The organism is Arthrobacter sp. Edens01, assembly GCF_001307035.1.
GTDB lineage: Bacteria > Actinomycetota > Actinomycetes > Actinomycetales > Micrococcaceae > Arthrobacter_B.
Map to the genome: position 1 here is coordinate 567,251 of NZ_LKIU01000002.1, position 18,745 is coordinate 585,995.

The following is an 18,745-nucleotide window of genomic DNA, read 5'->3' on the forward strand; positions in this document are numbered from 1 at the left end:
CGCATCCTCACTGAGGATGCGGACCCGTCCTTCGCTGTACGTCCGGCGGCTATGCCTGGGTGGCGTACCCCTGCGGGTTCTGCTTCTGCCAGTTCCAGTGATCGCGGCACATGTCATCCAGGGACCGCCCGGCGGACCAGCCGAGCTCTGCCCGGGCTGCCGAGGGGTCCGCGTAGCTCACGGCGGCGTCTCCCGGGCGGCGCGGCGCGAACTCGTAGGGAACGTCCTTCCCTGCTGCCTTGGAGAAAGCGGCCAGGACCTCCAGCACCGAGGAGCCGTTGCCGGTACCCAGGTTCCAGCGCTTGACCCCCTTGCGTGCGGCAATGTAGTCAAGGGCCGCCAGATGTCCGGCGGCCAGGTCCATGACGTGGATGTAGTCACGCACACCGGTGCCGTCAGGAGTGTTGTAGTCGTTACCGAAGACCATGACCTTCTCCCGGCGTCCCACGGCGACCTGGGCGACGAAGGGCAGCAGGTTGTTGGGAACACCAGTGGGATCCTCGCCGATGCGTCCGGATTCATGCGCGCCGACCGGGTTGAAGTAGCGCAGCAGCGCGATGCTCCAGCGTTCATCCGAGGCCCCCAGGTCTGCCAGGATGTCCTCGATCTGTTCCTTGGTCCGGCCGTAGGGGTTCACCGCATCCATCGGCATATCCTCTACCAGCGGCACCTCTTCGGAAGCCCCGTAGACGGTGGCTGAGGAGCTGAAGACGATGGTGCGCACATCGTGCCGGTCCATGGCTGCCAGCAGGTTCAAGGTGCCTGCAACGTTGTTCCGGTAATAGTGCAGCGGCTTGGCCACCGATTCGCCGACTGCTTTCAGCCCGGCGAAGTGGATGACAGCTTCGGGGGAGTGCTCGGCAAAGATGGCTTCAAGTGCCTGCGGATCGAGCAGGTCCGCCTGGACGAACGAAGCCGTGCGTCCGGAGAGTTCCTGGACCCGGTTCAGGGATTCGGTGCTGGAATTGGCGAGGTTGTCCATCACAACAACGTCGTGCCCGGCCTGCAGCAGCTCGAGCGTGGTGTGGGATCCGATGTAGCCGGTTCCGCCGGTGACTAGTATTCGCATGGTTTCCAGCCTAGCTGGTCCGCCGGGCGGCCAGCCTGAGGGCCTGCCGGGTTACCCCTGTCTGCCGGGTTAGCCCTGTCTCCCGGGTTAGCCCTGCCCGCCCACGGAGGCCGGGGCAATGTGGATGGCCACCTGCGTGCCGGGAGCATCGGACGGAGTCCACGTGCCGCTTCCACGGGTCCAGGTCATGGAGTCGAATGAGACTTCATTGATGTTCAGTGCCTTGGCGTTGGCTACAGCCCACTGGGCCAGCGACCAGCCGTATTCCCCTGAAGCACCTACCACCAGGACCTCGCCGAGCACCATGGCCTGCTGCTCGCCGTACAGCGTGTTCATCGCCGCCAGGACGGCGTTCGGATCACCGGGGGCCTGCGCGGGATTGAGGGTGCAGGCCAGCGCCGCGGGCGATTGCCCGGTCAGGGCCGAAGCGAAAGCCCTTCCCTCAGGCTCATGGTCCGCGTAGGCATCCGGATAGGCGCTTCGCTGGACTGTCTGGGCGGCGACCGTAACCGGCAGGTCCTGGTACCCGGGAACTTCGACGAGAGCGTCGTAGAAGACGTTCACGGCGTAGACCGGGTCCATCACCTGCTCCTGGGAGCCCCAGCCCTGCGACGGCCGCTGCTGGAACAGCCCGCGCGAATCAGGTCCCGCGTCATCTCCGTAGTCCAGATTGCGCAGCCCGGATTCCTGCACCGCGGTGGCCAGTGCGATCGATGCCGCACGCGGCGGAAGACCGCGCGCAACGGCTACGGCAGCAATCGTTGATGCGTTGGCTGCCTGGTCCGGGTTCAGGGACCAGGAGGCGTCGTTGACAGTAGCGGTGCAGCGTTCGCGTACCGGCTTCTCCTCGTCCCGGCCCAGGGCCAGGACGAGGAGGTAGATCAGGACTGCGGCGGCTGCCGCAGCGGCAAGCAGCAGCACGCTGATGGTCCTGCGCCGTGCCGCCGGCTGGGGGTTGCGGGCCACGGCCCTGCCTCCTGGTCGGGGTCCTAGTTGGCGTGCAGCGCTTCGTTCAGTTCCACAGTTCGGGCCAGCCGCGGAAGGGCCTCAACAGCGCCGGTTGAGGAATTGCGCCTGAACAGCAGGCCCGGAACACCGGAGAGATCTGCTGCCTTGACGGTGCGGACTTCGTTTGTTTCGGGATCGGTGACGCTGACGCGTGTGCCGGCGGTGACGTACAGGCCTGCTTCAACAACGCTGTCATCGCCGATGCTGATACCCACACCGGAGTTGGCGCCCAGGAGCACACGCTCACCGACGGTGATCCGCTCCTTGCCGCCGCCGGACAGGGTGCCCATGATGGATGCGCCGCCGCCGACGTCGGAGCCGTCGCCAACGACGACGCCCGCGGAAATCCGGCCTTCCACCATCGAGGTGCCGAGGGTGCCGGCGTTAAAGTTGACGAACCCTTCATGCATGACAGTGGTGCCTTCGGCGAGGTGTGCACCCAGCCGGACGCGGTCTGCATCGGCGATGCGCACCCCGGTGGGCAGGACGTAGTCGACCATGCGGGGGAACTTGTCCACGCCGTAGACCGTGACTGCACCGCGGGCGCGCAGGCCCAGGCGGACCGAGTCGAAACCGGCAACCTGGCAGGGACCGAAGTTGGTCCATACAACGTTGGGCAGCACGCCGAAGATGCCGTCCAGGTTGATGGTGTTCGGCGCCGCAAGGCGGGCCGAGAGAACGTGCAGGCGGAGGTAGGCGTCTGCCGTCCCGGCGGGAGCCTCATCGAGGTTGATCTCGGTGCGGACTACCTCGCCGCGGGTTCCGCGGACTTCATCCGCCATGGACGCAGCGGCCTTCTCGAGATCGGCTGCGAGTTCTTCGCCTGCCTGGAGCGGGGCCAGCTCGGGGCGGGGGTACCAGACGTCCAGGAAGGTGCCGTCTGCGGCTACAGTTGCCAGTCCGAGACCGGACGCGGTGCGTGGGGAGGGGGCTGCTGAAGTGCTTGAAGTCATGGGTTCCACTCTACCGAGCGGTACTCTGGACCGGTGACCGTATTACCTGCCAAACCCCTGAACCTGCACAACGACGTCGCTTCCCTCACAGCGGCCCTGATGGACATTGAGAGTGTGTCCGGAAACGAGGCCGCGATAGCCGACGCCGTTGAGGCGGCGCTGCAGGACCTCGGCCACCTTGAAGTGGTGCGCGACGGCGATTCCGTAATGGCACGGACCAATCTGGGACGCAGCGAGCGGGTCATCCTGGCCGGACACCTGGACACGGTGCCCCTGCCGTCCGTTCCCGGGTCCCGCGGAACCGTTCCGTCCAGCTGGGACGGCGAAGTCCTCTATGGCCGCGGTGCCACCGACATGAAGGGCGGGGTGGCGGTGCAGCTGGCGCTGGCGGCAAAGCTTACGGAGCCCAGCCGGGATATCACCTTCATCTTCTATGACCATGAAGAGGTTGATGCTTCACTGAGCGGGCTGGGCCGGCTGGAGAAGTCCTTTCCGGAGTGGCTGAAAGCTGACTTCGCGATCCTCCTTGAACCGACCGACGGGACCGTGGAGGGCGGCTGCAACGGAACCATGCGCTTCCAGGCCCGCACCACCGGCAAAGCCGCACATTCGGCCCGTGCCTGGATGGGGGAGAACGCAATCCATGCCGCTGCGGAGATCCTGGTGCGGCTGCGGGACCACGAGCCGGCCACGGTCCGTGTTGAAGGACTGGATTACCGTGAGTCGCTCAATGCCGTAAAGATCCACGGCGGCACCGCCGGCAACGTCATCCCCGATTCCGCCGTGGTGGAAATCAACTACCGTTTTGCCCCGGACAAGGACCTGGCCCAGGCCGAAGCCTACGTCCGTGAGCTGCTGGACGGCTTCGACCTGGTGCGCACCGATGCTTCCGCAGGGGCACGCCCCGGCCTGGACCGTCCCGCGGCCGCCAGCTTCGTGGAAGCCGTTGGTGCTGAGCCGAAGCCAAAGTACGGCTGGACCGACGTCGCCCGTTTCAGTGCCCTTGGGATCCCCGCCGTTAACTTCGGACCGGGAGACGCGCTGCTGGCTCACTCCGACAATGAGCACGTCACGGCCGGCGCCATCCGCGAATGCCTCCGGGCCCTTCAGGACTGGCTGGCCTAGTTTCCGGCAGTCGAACGAGACAGCCGAAAGCGCCCTTTAGAAGCTTCTAAAGGGCGCTTTCTGCTGTCTCGTTTAGGAGGACCTACCGCACGGGTGCCGGGACGCCTTCCGGGTCCACGGCTTCGTCAGTCTTGAGCAGGGCCCCTGCGCGCGCGCCGAGCAGGCGCGAAAGGCGCTGGGCGGCAAACGTCAGGATCATGTTCAGGATGATGAAGATCGCGGCGGTGACAAGCAGGGCCGGCAGGATATTGCCTTCACCCGAGGCAAGCCGGCGGGCGTAGCCGAGCAGCTCCGTGTAGCCAATAAAGGTACCCAGGGCAGAGTCCTTGAGGATCACGACGAACTGGCTGAGCAGGGCGGGGAGCATAGCCACCAGGGCCTGCGGAACCTCGACGATGCGAAGCGACTGGCTGCGGGTCAGGCCGATGGCCAGGCCTGCCTCACGCTGGCCCTTCGGCAGGCCAAACACACCCGAACGCACCAGTTCGGCGATCACGGAACCGTTGTACAGGGTCAGTGCCAGCACGACGGCGACAAACGGAACGTCCGAGGACGGAACCGGCGTGGACTTCGAGAGGAACTGGTAGAAGAAGATCATCATCAGCAGCACAGGCACCGCACGGAAGAACTCAACGACCAGGCCGGCGACCCAGCTGATGGCCTTCACCGACGAAAGCCGGCCGAGGCCGAAGACCAGGCCGAACACAATCGAAGTCACGATCGCAACGCCGGCCGCCTTCAGGGTCTCCAGGAGGCCGGGAAGCATGAAGTACTCCCAGGTCCGGCCTTCAATAAACGGATTCCACTTGGCCGCGTCGAACTGGCCCTTCTCGGCCAGGCCATAGACGACCAGTGCGAGGAGGGCAAGGATGAACAGGGTGCCGAGGATGTTGCCAACCATGATGCGGCGGCGTGCCCGGGGACCGGGCGCGTCAAAGAGTACGCTCTGGCTCATCGTGCCACCGCCAGTTTCTTCGAGGCCCAGGTGGTGAGCAGACCAATCGGGATCACAATGAGCACAAAGCCCAGTGCGAAGGTCAGGAAGATCTGCGTCATAAGGTCAGGGCGGAATTCGATCATGGTCTTCATCAGGCCGGAGGCCTCAGCAACGGAAGCTACGGCGGCCACCGTGGTGTTCTTGGCCAGTGCAATCAGGACATTGCCCAGCGGTGCAACAGCGCCGCGGAACGCCTGCGGCAGGATGATCAGCCACGCTGCGGGCAGGAAGGACAGCCCGATTGAGCGGGCAGCTTCGGCCTGTCCCAGCGGAACGGTGTTGACGCCGCTTCGGATCGCCTCGCAGACAAACGCTGCGTGGTAGACCGAGAGGGAGAGCACCGCCAGCCGGAAGAAGTTGAGTTGGAAGTCGCCGGACAGGTTGACCTGCAGCTGGGACCAGAGAGCCAGGGTGCCGAAGACCATGATGATGGTCAGCGGGGTGTTCCTGAAGATGTTCACGTATGCCGTGCCGAACCAGCGCAGGCTGGCGATTGGCGAAATACGCATCACGGCCAGGATGGTGCCGAGCACGAGGGACCAGAGCGCGGCCCAGAACGTGAGTTGGATGTTGACCCAGAAGGCCCCGACGACGTCGTATTCGCCAAAGAGCTCGAGGAAACCTTCCATATGTCACCTCTTCCGTAAAAATGTGTGGAGCGGAGTTCGGGGCAGGGCCGAAAGCCCTGCCCCGAACGTTGCCGCCGAAACCCGGCGGAGGCGGGCCGCTTAGGCGCAGGCGTCCATCGTCGGCGGGTTCAGGTCGGCGTTGAACGTGTAGTCAGCGCCTTCGGTGTTCTTCTTGATGGCTTCTTCCCAGGCGCCGTCTTCGATCATCTTTTCGATGGCAGCGTTGATGTCTTCACACTTGTCGCTGTCCTTCTGGATGCCGACGCCGTACTTCTCCTCGGAGAAGGTGTTGCCGACAACCTTGAACTGGCCCTTGTTGGCGTCCGTGGAGGCGAGGCCGGCCAGGATGATGTCGTCGGTGGTGACGGCGTCAATGGCGCCGCCCTGCATGGCGGTGACGCACTCGGCGTAGCTCGGCTGTTCCACGAGGTTGGCTTCATTGGCCAGCGTGTCCTTGACCTTCTGCGCGGACGTGGAGCCGGTAACCGAGCAGAGGGTCTTGCCGTTGAGGTCTTCGGGGCCGGTGATCTCGGAATCGTCGGAGCGCACCAGCAGGTCCTGGCCGGCAACGAAGTACGGTCCTGCGAAAGCGACCTTTTCCTTGCGGGTGTCCGTGATGGAGTAGGTCGCGAAGATCATGTCCACCTGGTCATTTTCCAGCATGTTTTCACGCTGGGCAGACGGGGTCTCGATCCATTCGATCTGGTCTTCGCCGTAGCCGAGTTCGCCGGCTACGTACTTGGCAACATCCACGTCGAAGCCGCTGTAGGAGCCGCCTTCGTCGAAGCCGAGGCCTGGCTGATCGAACTTGATGCCGATCCGGATGCTGTCGCCGCTGCCGGAATCAGCAGAGCCGCTGGCCGAATCGCTGCCGGAGTCGCCGCCGCAGGCGGACAGGGTCAGAGCGGCAGCTGCAGCCATGGCGGCAACTGCGTAACGGGTATTGCGCATTTTTTCTCCTTGCATTGCGGCCGGGGCCCGTGGGGGCCGCGGCCTTGCCTCAAAGGGTGGATGAAAAACCGGCGGACGCCCTAGTGGGCGAGGATCTTGCCGAGGAAGTCCTTGGCCCGGTCGCTCTTGGGGTTGGTGAAGAACTCTTCGGGTGCAGCCTGCTCAACGATCTGGCCGTCCGCCATGAAGATCACGCGGTCTGCTGCCTTGCGGGCGAAGCCCATTTCATGGGTCACGACGATCATGGTCATGCCCTCCTGGGCGAGCTCCACCATGGTGTCCAGGACCTCGTTGATCATTTCCGGGTCAAGCGCAGAGGTGGGCTCATCGAACAGCATGACCTTCGGCTTCATGGCCAGGGCCCGGGCGATTGCCACGCGCTGCTGCTGGCCGCCGGAAAGCTGGGCGGGAAGCTTGTTCGCCTGGTTGTCCACGCCTACCCGCTTGAGGAGCGCCATTGCCTTCTCCTTGGCTTCGGCGGACTTCATCCGCTTCACCTTGACGGGGCCAAGTGCCACGTTGTCCAGGATGGACTTGTGCGCGAAGAGGTTGAACGACTGGAAGACCATGCCGACGTCGGCACGCAGCTTGGCGAGTGCCTTGCCTTCAGCGGGCAAGGCCTTGCCGTCAATGGTGATCTCACCGTCGTCGATGGTCTCCAGGCGGTTGATGGCCCGGCACAGTGTCGATTTGCCGGACCCCGACGGGCCGATCACCACAACTACTTCGCCGCGCGCTACATCAAGGTTGATGTCCCGCAGCACATGGAGGTCCCCGAAGTGCTTGTTTACGTTCTTCAGCGAGACGAGGGGTCCTGCTTGCTCAGGCACCGGCTGCCCTGATGTTGTGTCACTGGTCATAGATAGAAGATAGCGAACAAATCAACCCCCGGTGTCCCCGATCACTCTTGCATGAACAAATCGTGACGCAAGAGAAACCAAAAGACGGCGGCGGGTGAGAGCGGGCGTGAGGTCCTCATCACAGGCTCGCGCTAGCCTTGGTAGATGGCTATGAGCGACGCAGAAGACGGAACCCGTCCAATATCGGCGAAACGGCGCGGACCTGTGGAGCTGCGCCGCGGGCAGGCGCGGGTTCCGCAGTCGGACCGGTTCCTGCTTGATACAGCGGACGGGACCCATTTCACGCATACCGATCCCTGGCGGGTATTGCGGATCCAGAGCGAATTCGTTGAAGGCTTCGGCACGCTGTCTGAACTGGGTCCTGCGGTAAGTGTCTTCGGGTCCGCCCGCAGTCTCCCGGGATCCCGCTGGTACAAGCTCGGGGAAGAGGTTGGCAGGCTGCTCTCCGAGGCAGGGCTTGCAGTCATTACCGGCGGTGGCCCAGGTTCGATGGAGGCCGCCAACAAGGGAGCAGTGGAAGCCGGAGGGGTCTCGGTTGGCCTCGGGATCGAACTGCCGTTTGAAACCGGGCTCAATGACTGGGTGGACCTCGGAATTAATTTCCGCTATTTCTTCGTCCGGAAAACGATGTTCGTCAAATACGCCCAGGGGTTTATTGTGCTGCCGGGCGGCTTCGGCACGATGGACGAGCTCTTCGAAGCAATGACCCTGGTCCAAACCCAAAAAGTAACATCATTCCCCATAGTGCTGATCGGCACCGAGTTTTGGTCCCCGCTGCTGGAATGGGTCCGCGGAACGCTGCTTGAGGAGGGAATGATCTCGGCCAAGGACCTGGACCTCGTGCACCTGGTGGATGACCCGGCTGAAGCCGTGAAACTCATCATTGCCGACAGCGCCGGCCACGTTTCCCTCTGACCACGCGGACTCATCTGCGACGATGGACCCGTGATGATCCTGCTCGCCTTTCTTGCCATCGCCGCCGTCGGCGCGGCCGCACTCCTGGTGGCCGGCCGCATCGGACCCGGCCGCCTGCGCCGCAGGTCCGGTTCCGCGGACGGGGGATGGGAGGCACTTAGCCCGTCAGAACCCCTGGCCACCCTTGGCGAGCCGGACCCGCGGCTGCCTCCGGTGCTGCTGCCGGAGCATCCCGGCGCGGCGGACGTTGGGGCACTGAAGTTCTCCGTTGCCTTTCGGGGTTATCGGATGGACGAGGTGGATCAGGTGCTTGAACGGCTGGGCGCTGCCCTGGAGGAACGGGATGCCGCCCTGGCCCGGTTCCGGGGGCCCGGGCCGGAAACAGACGCCGGGTCCGCGCCCCGAACCGGCCGGCACGCCCTGATTCAGCCCGGGGAAAGCGGAACCAATCCGCAGCCCGGAAGCACCAGGCCGGGAAACATTAAGCCAGGCACCACAGAACCGTGACGGCACTTCCCGGACCGGACGGAGCGCTGCGCTGTGCATGGGCCCTGGCCAGCGGCGACTACATGGAGTACCACGACCATGAGTGGGGCCGTCCTGTGCGGGGCGAGGCCGCCCTGTTTGAACGCCTGAGCCTGGAAGGGTTCCAGTCCGGACTCAGCTGGATAACTATCCTGCGGAAGCGGGAAGCCTTCCGGGAGGCGTTTGCCGGCTTCGATCCGGCCACGGTTGCGGGGTTTGGCGAAACCAATGTGGAGCGGCTGATGGACAACCCCGGCATTGTCCGCAATGCGGCCAAGATCCGGGCCACCATCGCCAACGCACGCGCCCTTCTTGCGCTGGGGGAGGATGAGTCGCTGGAAGCCCTGCTGGAGAAGCACCGTCCGCCCGTCCATGCTGCTCCCCGAGCTGCTGCTGACATTCCCCCCTCCACGGCGGAGTCAGCGAGCCTTTCGCGTGAGCTGCGGGCCCGCGGTTTTCGTTTCGTGGGGCCGGTGACTGCCTATGCCATGATGCAGGCCACCGGGTACGTAAACGACCATCTTGCTGACTGCGCCTTTCGCTGACCCGTGCCCCTGCCCGGTGCAGTTCCGCGCCGGCAGAACCCCCGGATGTGTCCTCAGACACACCGAAATTTCGCCTGCTTACGGTTGTACGGAATAATGGTCGCAAATGCGGCTCGGGCGCCTAACAACAATAGGTCCGGGGCCGCGGCAGGAACGGTGATTACTCGGGGAATAACCCCGCAGTGCACTTTTGAAAGGGGAATTTCAATATGGCTGCGATGAAACCGCGTACGGGTGACGGGCCCATGGAGGTTACCAAAGAAGGGCGCAGCCTGATCCTGCGGGTGCCGATCGACGGCGGCGGACGGCTCGTTGTCGAACTGAACGCTGAAGAAGCAGGCAAGCTCAAGGAATGCCTCCTCGGCGTCACCAGCTAGGCTGGATGCATGCGTCCTTCCAGGCTTACTTCCAAGCCTGCTGGTGCCTCTCCGGCTACCCGCAGGATGTCCATGACGGCGGTTTCCGGGCTCGCTCCGCTTTCGGAGCGCGCCGGAGATCCAGCCGGCGGCACCGGTCTGGCGCCGCGGACTGACGAGGGCGTAGACGTCCTCGCCGTTGCTATTGCCCCCGGGCCGCCCGGGGACCGCACGGTCCCCGAACCCAGGCGCGGCGCTGTTGAAGCCGCTGTGCAGTACGGCATCGACGTCGCTGCACGGGCAGAAGCAGCCGGAGTGACCGGCAAGGCAGGGGAACACCTGGTGGTGGAACCGCCCCGGGGATCTGCCGGTCTTGCGGGCAGGCTCATTTATTTGGGAGTGGGCGACGAATCCCACCAAAGCCTGCGGCGTGCCGGTGCAAGCCTGGCCAGGGCGACATCCGGAGCCAAGAGGATCCGGACGAGCGTTGTTGACGGGCTGACCCCGCAGGCGCAGCAGGCCTTCCTCGAAGGCTTCTTCCTGGGCGGCTACCGCGCGCCGCGCACCGGTGTAACCGATCCTCCGAAGCCGATGGCCGAGGTCATGGAGGTTACCGGGCTCAAGCCGCAGGCACTTGAGCTGGCGGAAGTTGCGGCCCGTGCGGCCTGGCTGGCCCGCGACCTGACCAATACTCCGCCGGATGTAGCCACCCCTGAATGGATCGCTGCACAGAGCGAGGCGGTGGCGGCTGCCAGGGGGCTCGACGTCGAGGTCTGGGATCCGGCGCGCCTGGCTGCTGAAGGATTCGGCGGGCTCACCGCCGTGGGATCCGGTTCTGCCAACGGCCCGCGGATGGTACGCGTCACCTACCGGCCGGCGGGCGTTGAAACCACGGACCGGGTGGTGCTGGTGGGCAAGGGAATAACGTTCGATTCCGGGGGCATTTCGCTGAAGCCCCGTGAGTCGATGCCCCCGATGAAAATGGATATGGCCGGATCGGCCGTAGTGCTGGCGGCGGTGCAGGCCGCGGCCGAGCTGCAGGTTCCCTTTGAAGTGACGGCCCTGCTCGCTTTGGCTGAAAACGCAATCGGAGCAGCGTCCTACCGGCCCGGCGACATTGTCCGGACGTACAACGGCACAACCGTGGAGATCGGCAACACAGACGCTGAAGGACGGATGGTGCTGGCTGATGCACTCGCGTACGCAGTGCAGGAGCTGAAGCCCTCCGCCGTGATCGACGTCGCGACCCTGACCGGCGCCGCCATGCTGGGTCTGGGCAAACGACATGCAGCCCTGTTTGGCAACGATCCCGAGCTTCTTACCGCGCTGGAAGCTGCAGCAAGCGCCAGCGGCGAGCCGCTCTGGCAGCTGCCGCTCGTCCCGGATTATGAGTATCTGCTTGAATCAGCCACCGCAGACCTGGCCCATGTTGCCCCAGTGAAGGCCAAAGCCGGCGGGGGAGCAATTCTTGCGGCACTGTTCCTGGAGAAATTCGTGGACGGAACTCCCTGGATCCACCTGGACATCGCCGGGCCCATGGAAGTTTCCTCGGACACCCACGAGTACTCGAAGGGGGCCACGGGCTTCGGTGCCAGGCTCCTGATCGCCTTCCTGCGTGCACGGGCTGCCCGTGCAAGGGCAGAAACAGCCTAGCGGCCGGGAAGTACCTTCACGGCCAGCTGAAGGCCGTCGCCCGTGGGCAGAAGCGAAGAAACAAGCGAATCGTTGTCCCGGATGAGGCGGCCGACCTGCCGCATGGTCGCCGTTAGGGGTTCCCGTGCGGCGGGGTCGGCCACCCGCCCGTTATCCAGGGCCCCGTTGATGATCAGCAGGCCACCGGGCTTCAGCAGCCGCACGGCCTGCTCGGCGTACAGGACGAAGGATGGCTTGTCCGCATCGATAAACACGAGGTCGTAGGCATTGTCCGTAAGGCGGGGCAGCACCTGTGCCGCCCGGCCGGAGATGGTGCGGGTGCGGTTTCCCGGAACTCCAGCCTCGGAGTAGGCCTGGCGCGCGGCGCGCAGATGGTCCACATCGGAGTCGATCGTGGTCAGTACCGAACCCGGACCAAGTCCGCGAAGAAGGCACACGCCCGAAACTCCGGCTCCGGTTCCGATCTCCACGACTGTCTGCGCCTTGGATGAAGCGGCAAGTACGGTCAGCGCAGCTCCCACCCCGGTGCTGACCGGTGCGACACCCAGTTCGTGTGAACGCTCACGCGCGCGAAGCAGGACTTCATCCTCGAAAGGCAGGGCCTCCGTGTAGGACCACGTGCTCTGCTTGTCGGCGCTCATGGATGCACAGTCTCTTTCGCTCAATAATCGTGGGGAAGCCGCGTCAGGTGTGGGTCTGCCGCAAACCGGGGCGAACGAACGCCCGCGGAACTGCGGCGGAACTGCAGCAATACAAGCTTAAGGCCACTGAAGCACGGTTTCTGCCCATCGCGCCCGGGTGAGCCGCGCCTAAAAACGAGCTGCTGCCCAATGAGCGGCGGCCACTTGTCCTGATCCGTTGGGCATGCTAACAGCGAACTCACAGAATCATGCGCAAACATGGATGGTGAACTTACTGACGATCGCCGCCCCGCAATCACGCTGAGCTGATTCCGGGGCCGCAGGCTACGTTGCGAAGGGAGGAAACCGTGACGGGGACAACGGACGTTGCAGCGGAGGCATCCGCAGGAACCGAATGGGTGCGTCCCACCTGGCAGGAGGTCGTGGAAACACACTCCGCCAAGGTGTACCGCCTTGCCTACCGGCTGACGGGCAATAAGCACGACGCCGAGGACCTCACACAGGAAGTCTTCGTCCGCGTCTTCCGCTCCCTTGCCAACTTCCAGCCCGGCACACTGGACGGGTGGCTCCACCGGATCACCACCAACCTCTTCCTGGACCAGGCCCGCAGGCGCAGCCGCATCCGTTTTGACGGCATGAGTGAAGAGGCAGAGAGCCGGCTGCCCAGCCAGGGCCCCGGGCCCGAGCGCAGCTTCGAGTTCAACAACCTGGACGTGGATATTCAGCGGGCACTCGAGGAGCTTCCTCCTGACTTCCGGGCCGCGGTAGTGCTCTGCGACCTTGAAGGACTTTCTTACGACGAAGTGGCGAACGCCCTGGGCGTGAAGCTCGGAACGGTTCGTTCGCGCATCCACCGCGGGCGCAGCATGCTCAAGGAGAAACTGGCTCACCGGGACCCGGCCCAGCGCCGTACTCCAGCCGTGGGCCTGAAGATCCCCCGCGTGGCAGGAGCCGGCTAGAGGATATGCGCCACCCCAAACGCCACCTGCGTGAGTTCCTCGACGGGGAACTGCCGGCACGCCGGCGTGATGCAGTCGAGTCCCATCTTCAGCGATGCGCATCCTGCCGCTGCCTTGTGGAAGAAGAGCGCCGCCTGCGCAGCCGGCTGAGGGCAATGAGCGTGCCGTCTCCGCGCGAAGACCTGGCCAGCCGGATCGTGGCAGACACTGCCAGCGCCCGGGTACCGCAAATCCCCGAAGCCCGTAGCCGCAGGCGTTACGCCGTCGCAATCGGGGGCATTCTCACCCTGGTGTCCGGCTTCGTCCTGGCCGGTGCCTATGTGCTGGGAAGCATCGCCGACGAGCCGCTTTCCGCGCCCCGGCAGGCACATCTGCTGGCCGGCTGGAACCAGCTGGCAGAGCAGCGCAGCCTTTCAGCCGAAGAGCTGCAGTCCCTCAGGGATGCGGGCTGGTCCTGCCCGGAACTGACCGAACTCGGCTTCACATTGGCCTCGGCCCGCACCCTGGAAGTCGCAGGACACCCCGCCGTCGCCATGGAGCTGACCCGTAACGGCGAGACCGTCCGGGTCTATGAGCAGCGCCCGCGCGAGGGCGATGCAAATCCTGAGGTGCTTCACGCCCTGACCGGCAGGCCGGCCGCGCTGGAAGGATTCAGTGCGCCCGATGCGGGCCAATCGACAACACCCCGGCTCTGGCGGAATGAGGAGCGCCCGGGGGAGGCCGTGCTCTCCGCGCGCAATGTTACTTACACACTGGCGACATCGAAGCCGGACGAAACCATGTCCTCGGTTGTTGGAGAACTCTCCCTCAGCGAGTCCGCCCGCCTGCTGGTTCCTTCGGGCGACGCGGATTCCGGAGCCGCCGAACGTATCCTGCGGGGACTGGCGCTGCTCGCGGGCGCAGGGCGTTCATCTTGAGTCCAGCCTTAAAGTGGCCCCGGTCCGGCTGGAAAAGGTAACCTTCAAAAGTGTTCGGAATTAACGGCTATGAGCTGATCATCCTGGCGGTCCTCGCCGTGGCCATCCTTGGCCCCGAACGCCTGCCCGAATACGCTTCGCAGCTGGCGCGGCTTGTGCGTGAAATGCGTCGTATGGCAAGCGGTGCCCGGGAACAGCTTCGCGAAGAAGTCGGGCCGGAAATCGACGAGGTGGACTGGCGGAAGCTCGATCCCCGCCAGTACGATCCGCGCCGCATTATCAAAGAGGCACTGCTCGACGACGTTGAGGACGCGGTCCGGCCGGCTGCGGCCCGCAGCGCCGGCTCCGCACGTCCTGTGGCGGAGCGGGCCGGAGCCGCTCCCGCCGGATCTGCTCCTGCTTTCCCCAGCCCGGCGGCGCCGCCGCCCGTCCAGCGCATCGAACGCCTGGCCGCGGGGGAACGGCCCCCCTTTGATGTCGAAGCCACCTAGGGGACGGCAGCTCAACCGTTAGCTTCGGGGTGTCACTCCGAGGTTGAGACCGGCCAGTCCGCGGGGACGCCCCGCCAGGGCAGCGGCTATCCGGCGCAGTTCGCCGCCGGCACTTTCGGCTTCTTCGGCCGACTCGTCCAGCACCGCCGGTTCTCCGGCGTCTCCGCCTTCGCGAAGTCTGACGTCCAGCGGAATGCTGCCCAGCAGGGGAACGCTGTAGCCCAGCGCCTCGCCCAGCCGTTCGGAAACGAGCGTGCCTCCGCCGGAACCGAACAGTTCCATGCGCTCACCTCCGGGCAGTGTCAGCCACGACATGTTCTCGATGACACCGGAGACTTTCTGTCCGGTCTGGGCCGCGACCGTACCGGCCCGCTCTGCGACCTCGGCTGCAGCTGCCTGCGGCGTAGTGACCACCAGGATCTCGGAGCCCGGCAGCAGCTGTCCCACTGAAATAGCGATGTCGCCGGTGCCCGGCGGCAGGTCAAGCAGCAGCACGTCCAGGTCGCCGAAGTAGACGTCGGTGAGGAACTGTTCCAGCGCCCGGTGCAGCATCGGTCCGCGCCAGGCAACCGGCTGGTTCCTGTCCAGGAACATGCCAATGGAGATTGTCTTGATGCCGTGGGCCACGGGGGGCAGGATCATCTCGTCGACCCGGGTGGGCGGTGCAGTGATGCCGAGCAGTCCGGGTACGGAAAAGCCGTGGACATCGGCGTCGACCACACCCACACGCAGACCGGATGCGGCCATGGCGGCCGCGAGGTTCACCGTCACGGTGGACTTGCCCACGCCGCCCTTGCCGCTGGCAACGGCGTAGACCCGGGTCAGCGAGCCGGGACGGTTGAACGGGACCCCGCGTGCTCCGGCGGGTCCGCGCAGCTTCTCCTTGAGTTCCTCACGCTGGGCCGGCGTCATGACATCGAGGTCAACCTGGACGGAAGTGATGCCGGGGACAGTGCTGAGTTCGCGTTCGACGTCGGCGGTGATGGTTCCGCGCAGCGGGCACCCCGCGATAGTGAGCAGGACACCGATCCTGGCCGCGCCGGCGTCGTTCACTTCAACGCTGCGGAGCATACCCAGCTCAGTGATGGGCCGGCGCAGCTCGGGGTCGATGACCCGCTCCAGCGCTGCGCGGGCGGCGTCCTTGAGGGGATTCTGTGTTTCGGGCACTGCCTAGTCTTCTCCCGCACCCTGGGTCGCTTTGGACGGCGGGGTTGTGCCGTCCTGGCCGCGGCGGCGGGTGCTGCGCCGCTGGCCGTCTTCTCGGTTGTCATTGGCTTCGAGGAGTTCCTCGAGGAGCCCGCGGATTTCGGAGCGGACGTAGTCGCGGGTAGCGACTTCCCGCAGCGCGATGCGCAGCTCTGCAATCTCGCGGGTGAGGTATTCGGTGTCCAGCAGGTTACGTTCAGCGCGTTCGCGGTCCTGGCGCATGGAGACCCGGTCCCGGTCATCCTGCCGGTTCTGTGCCAGCAGCAGCAGGGGAGCGGCGTAGGAGGCCTGCAGCGAGAGCATCAGGGTCAGCAGCGTGAAGCCCAGGGCCACGCTGTCGAACCGCAGGGGCTCTGGTCCCCAGGTGTTCCAGACGAGCCAGACAACACAGAACACCGTCATGTAGAGCAGGAACTGCGGGGTGCCCATAAAACGGGCGAAGTTCTCCGTGGCATGGCCAAAGGCATCAGGGTTGGGAGAGAGCCGCGGGAACCACCTGGTTCGGGCGGTGCGCGGAGTGTCGAGGCCGTCAGTACGGGGGCGGTTCTTCTCAGCCATTCTTCCTTCCCTGCCACGTTATGGGGCCGGTGTCGTCGGAGGCACGCCAGTCATCCGGGAGCAGGTGGTCCAGGACGTCGTCGACTGTCACTGCTCCCACCAGGCGTCCGGTGTCGTTGACCACCGGCAATGAGTTCAAGTTGTAGGTTGCCAGCATCCGGGAAATCTCCGCGATGTTGGCGAAGTCCCGCACCGGCTCCAGATCGGTATCGAGGATGTTGCCCAGGGCCTCCGGGGGAGCGGTGCGCAGCAGCTGCTGGATGTGCACGACGCCGAGGTAGCGGCCCGTGGGCGTCTCCAGGGGCGGCCGGCACACGTAGATCGAGGAGGCCAGGGCCGGGGTGAGTTCTTCCCGGCGCACGTGTGCCAGGGCTTCAGCCACCGTGGCCTCGGGCGGCAGGATCACCGGGACCGGCGTCATCAGTGAACCGGCAGTGTCCTCTTCATACTGCAGCAGCCGGCGCACGTCACGGGCGTCCTCCGGCTCCATCAGCTGCAGGAGCTCTTCCTTCTGCTCCTCGGGAAGCTCGTTGAGGAGGTCAGCGGCGTCGTCGGGGTCCATTTCCTCGAGCACGTCGGCGGCACGCTCAACGTCCAGGGACTGCAGGATCTGCACCTGGTCGTCGTCGGGCAGTTCCTGCAGCACGTCCGCGAGGCGTTCATCCTGCAGTTCGCTGGCCACCTCGATACGGCGCTTGCCGCTCATTTCGTGCAGTGCCTCAGCGAAGTCTGCGGGCTTGAGGTCATCATGCTGGGCGACGAACTGTGTCGCAGCCTGGGGTCCGGTGATGTCCCAGTGGCCAACCTCGGGCCACTCGATAATGAGCAGCTCACCCTTGCGGCGCAGACTGCGCAGGCGGGAACCGCCCCCGCCGCGCCGCACGAACAAACTTGAAACGTGCCAGTCACCGGCGCGGTTCTGCTCAATGGCGATGTCTTCGACGGTTGCTTCCCCGCTGCCGTCAGCCAGGACAACCCGGCTGTCGAACAGCTCAGCGACCACCAGCATTTCCGCCCCGCGCTGCTGGAACCGGCGCAGGTTCACCAGGCCCGTGCAGATGATCTGGCTCGGGTCCATGGAGGTGATGCGCGTGATGGGCACAAACACGCGTTTCTTGCCGGGAACCTCGACGACGATTCCCACCGCCTGGGGCGGGCGGCCCGCGCCGCGGTCCAGTACGACGGCGTCGCGGAGCCGGCCCAGCCGGTCGCCCAGGGGGTCGAAGACATCCAGGCCCAACAGCCGTGCAATGAAGACGCGCGTAGGATTTGTACTCACCCTACTTAGGCTACTTGGCGGGGGCAGGATCGGTGCATTTATGGGACCGGGCGCCGTGCCGGCGTTCACTGCCAGCGATACATTGGCGCACAATCGGCGCAACTGCGAAAGAATAGGGGAATGTCGAACCTATTTGGCGCCTCATCCCCGCGGGACCTCGGACGAACACTGCCCAGGGGTGAGCTGGTTGGCCGCTACACTGCCTACCTGGACGCCCAGAAGGCAGTTGACTACCTCGCGGATTCAAAGTTTCCCGTCCACCTTGTCAGCATTGTCGGCAACGAACTGAAGTCCGTGGAACGGGTGACCGGCCGCCTGACGTACCCGCGCGTGGCCATGTCCAGTGCCGCGACCGGTGCCTGGTTCGGCCTTTTCGTGGGCCTTGCGCTCATGCTTTTCGGCGGCGGGGATTCATACCTTTCGCTGATCCCGTCCATGGCACTCGGTGCGATTTTCTGGCTGCTTTTCGGGGTGCTGGCCTATGCCTTCCAGCGCGGACGCCGTGACTTCACATCCACCAGCCAGGTGGTCGCCACAAGCTACGACGTGGTGGTGGCGCCGGAAGCTGCAAACGAGGCCCGCCGCCTGCTTTCCCAGCTGCCCATGGTGGGCCAGAGCGGACACCCGGCACCGCAGGCGGGCCAGCCTCCCTTCCAGCAGCCTCCCTACCCCGGCCAGCCGGCGCAGCCCGGTACCGCACCTGAACGTCCCTCCACCTGGGCCGATCCCTACGGCACCCGCGGAGCGGGACGCCAGGATGCGCCCGCCGGGACCGGGACTCCGGAGAACTCCGGTGCGCACGCGGCACCGGGACAGCCTGTCCCCGGGCAGCCGGTGCAGGGCCAGCCCCAGCCGCAGCCTGCACAGCCTTCCGGAACGCCGCGCGGCCAGTTCCCCGACCTGCCCGACGGCCGTCCCCGCTACGGTGTCCGGCTTCCCGCCGCCCAGCAGGAAAGCCCGAAGGAAGCTCCCGCGCCGGCCGGCGCCTCCCAGCCGAAACCGGGCCATGGAGAACAACAGCCGGTTCACGAGCAGCCCGCTCCGCAGGACGGCGGGGACTCCCGCACATCCGGTGAAGGGCGCTAGCGCATACGCTGCCCGAACATAC

The 18,745-nt window shown here is 65.3% G+C and carries 21 protein-coding genes; 10 read left to right on the forward strand and 11 right to left on the reverse strand.

Annotated features, from left to right (window positions below):
• Nucleotides 1–49 precede the first annotated feature (49 nt).
• The 3 genes from galE to dapD all read right to left on the reverse strand — a co-directional run bounded on the left by galE (nt 50) and on the right by dapD (nt 3,030).
• Nucleotides 50–1,069 (reverse strand): UDP-glucose 4-epimerase GalE, encoded by a 1,020-nt coding sequence (galE, locus tag AO716_RS03070; RefSeq protein WP_055239469.1) that lies wholly within the window; start codon nt 1,067–1,069, stop codon nt 50–52.
• Between the two features lie 87 nt (nt 1,070–1,156).
• Nucleotides 1,157–2,035: a hypothetical protein gene (locus AO716_RS03075; protein WP_055239470.1), complete on the reverse strand. Its 879-nt coding sequence runs from the start codon at nt 2,033–2,035 to the stop codon at nt 1,157–1,159.
• A 23-nt stretch (nt 2,036–2,058) separates the two neighbouring features.
• Nucleotides 2,059–3,030, reverse strand: coding sequence for a 2,3,4,5-tetrahydropyridine-2,6-dicarboxylate N-succinyltransferase (gene dapD, locus AO716_RS03080; protein WP_055239471.1), 972 nt, complete (start codon nt 3,028–3,030; stop codon nt 2,059–2,061).
• Nucleotides 3,031–3,063: 33 nt separating this feature from the next.
• Here dapD and dapE point away from each other — a divergent pair, with 33 nt between their 5' ends.
• A complete protein-coding gene (gene dapE / locus AO716_RS03085) occupies nt 3,064–4,155 on the forward strand; it encodes a succinyl-diaminopimelate desuccinylase (RefSeq protein ID WP_055239472.1) in 1,092 nt (363 codons plus the stop codon).
• A gap of 82 nt (nt 4,156–4,237) precedes the next feature.
• Here dapE and AO716_RS03090 read toward each other — a convergent pair whose 3' ends face one another.
• The 4 genes from AO716_RS03090 to AO716_RS03105 all read right to left on the reverse strand — a co-directional run bounded on the left by AO716_RS03090 (nt 4,238) and on the right by AO716_RS03105 (nt 7,592).
• The gene (locus AO716_RS03090) at nt 4,238–5,110 is read right to left on the reverse strand and encodes an amino acid ABC transporter permease (RefSeq protein WP_055239473.1); all 873 of its coding nucleotides are present in this window, start codon (nt 5,108–5,110) and stop codon (nt 4,238–4,240) included.
• Nucleotides 5,107–5,781, reverse strand: coding sequence for an amino acid ABC transporter permease (locus AO716_RS03095; RefSeq protein WP_055239474.1), 675 nt, complete (start codon nt 5,779–5,781; stop codon nt 5,107–5,109). Before AO716_RS03095 ends, AO716_RS03090 begins: the two co-directional genes overlap by 4 nt.
• Nucleotides 5,782–5,880: 99 nt before the next feature.
• Nucleotides 5,881–6,732: a glutamate ABC transporter substrate-binding protein gene (locus tag AO716_RS03100; RefSeq protein WP_055239475.1), complete on the reverse strand. Its 852-nt coding sequence runs from the start codon at nt 6,730–6,732 to the stop codon at nt 5,881–5,883.
• Between the two features lie 80 nt (nt 6,733–6,812).
• Entirely contained in the window at nt 6,813–7,592 is a 780-nt protein-coding gene (locus AO716_RS03105) for an amino acid ABC transporter ATP-binding protein (RefSeq protein ID WP_055239476.1), read from the reverse strand.
• Between the two features lie 150 nt (nt 7,593–7,742).
• On the opposite strand from AO716_RS03105, the gene AO716_RS03110 reads away from it, so the two are divergent.
• The 5 genes from AO716_RS03110 (at nt 7,743) to AO716_RS03125 (ending at nt 11,586) form a co-directional block, all read left to right on the forward strand.
• On the forward strand, nt 7,743–8,507 hold the full coding sequence (locus AO716_RS03110; protein ID WP_055239477.1) for a TIGR00730 family Rossman fold protein: 765 nt from the start codon (nt 7,743–7,745) through the stop codon (nt 8,505–8,507).
• A gap of 33 nt (nt 8,508–8,540) precedes the next feature.
• Nucleotides 8,541–9,014 carry a DivIVA domain-containing protein gene (locus tag AO716_RS03115; RefSeq protein ID WP_082413264.1) on the forward strand — a complete coding sequence of 158 codons (474 nt, stop codon included), beginning with the start codon at nt 8,541–8,543 and terminating at the stop codon, nt 9,012–9,014.
• A gap of 62 nt (nt 9,015–9,076) precedes the next feature.
• Nucleotides 9,077–9,577: a DNA-3-methyladenine glycosylase I gene (locus tag AO716_RS03120; RefSeq protein ID WP_082413314.1), complete on the forward strand. Its 501-nt coding sequence runs from the start codon at nt 9,077–9,079 to the stop codon at nt 9,575–9,577.
• A 209-nt stretch (nt 9,578–9,786) separates the two neighbouring features.
• Entirely contained in the window at nt 9,787–9,954 is a 168-nt protein-coding gene (locus tag AO716_RS16890) for a DUF3117 domain-containing protein (protein ID WP_082413265.1), read from the forward strand.
• A 9-nt stretch (nt 9,955–9,963) separates the two neighbouring features.
• Nucleotides 9,964–11,586, forward strand: a complete 1,623-nt coding sequence (locus AO716_RS03125) for a leucyl aminopeptidase family protein (RefSeq protein ID WP_082413266.1) — start codon at nt 9,964–9,966, stop codon at nt 11,584–11,586.
• Here the strand turns inward: AO716_RS03125 and AO716_RS03130 are convergent.
• Complete coding sequence (locus AO716_RS03130; protein ID WP_055239480.1) at nt 11,583–12,227, reverse strand: O-methyltransferase; 645 nt, start codon at nt 12,225–12,227, stop codon at nt 11,583–11,585. The two genes, AO716_RS03125 and AO716_RS03130, sit on opposite strands and share 4 nt — an antisense overlap.
• A 347-nt stretch (nt 12,228–12,574) precedes the next feature.
• Between AO716_RS03130 and sigE the strand changes: the two genes are divergently transcribed.
• The 3 genes from sigE to AO716_RS03145 are packed head-to-tail and all read left to right on the forward strand — an operon-like array spanning nt 12,575 to nt 14,594.
• Complete coding sequence (gene sigE / locus AO716_RS03135; RefSeq protein ID WP_055239481.1) at nt 12,575–13,186, forward strand: RNA polymerase sigma factor SigE; 612 nt, start codon at nt 12,575–12,577, stop codon at nt 13,184–13,186.
• A 5-nt stretch (nt 13,187–13,191) separates the two neighbouring features.
• The gene (locus AO716_RS03140) at nt 13,192–14,103 is read left to right on the forward strand and encodes a zf-HC2 domain-containing protein (protein ID WP_082413267.1); all 912 of its coding nucleotides are present in this window, start codon (nt 13,192–13,194) and stop codon (nt 14,101–14,103) included.
• 50 nt (nt 14,104–14,153) lie between these two features.
• Nucleotides 14,154–14,594 (forward strand): hypothetical protein, encoded by a 441-nt coding sequence (locus AO716_RS03145; RefSeq protein WP_055239483.1) that lies wholly within the window; start codon nt 14,154–14,156, stop codon nt 14,592–14,594.
• Nucleotides 14,595–14,612: 18 nt separating this feature from the next.
• On the opposite strand, the gene AO716_RS03150 is transcribed toward AO716_RS03145, so the two are convergent.
• The 3 genes from AO716_RS03150 to AO716_RS03160 are packed head-to-tail and all read right to left on the reverse strand — an operon-like array spanning nt 14,613 to nt 17,637.
• Entirely contained in the window at nt 14,613–15,761 is a 1,149-nt protein-coding gene (locus tag AO716_RS03150; protein WP_055239484.1) for an Mrp/NBP35 family ATP-binding protein, read from the reverse strand.
• 3 nt (nt 15,762–15,764) lie between these two features.
• On the reverse strand, nt 15,765–16,358 hold the full coding sequence (locus tag AO716_RS03155; RefSeq protein WP_055239485.1) for a DUF1003 domain-containing protein: 594 nt from the start codon (nt 16,356–16,358) through the stop codon (nt 15,765–15,767).
• Nucleotides 16,351–17,637, reverse strand: coding sequence for a magnesium transporter MgtE N-terminal domain-containing protein (locus AO716_RS03160; protein WP_055239486.1), 1,287 nt, complete (start codon nt 17,635–17,637; stop codon nt 16,351–16,353). The genes AO716_RS03155 and AO716_RS03160 overlap by 8 nt, the downstream gene beginning before the upstream one ends.
• A gap of 120 nt (nt 17,638–17,757) precedes the next feature.
• On the opposite strand from AO716_RS03160, the gene AO716_RS03165 reads away from it, so the two are divergent.
• Nucleotides 17,758–18,723, forward strand: a complete 966-nt coding sequence (locus AO716_RS03165; protein ID WP_055239487.1) for a general stress protein — start codon at nt 17,758–17,760, stop codon at nt 18,721–18,723.
• The last annotated feature ends 22 nt before the right edge of the window (nt 18,724–18,745 follow it).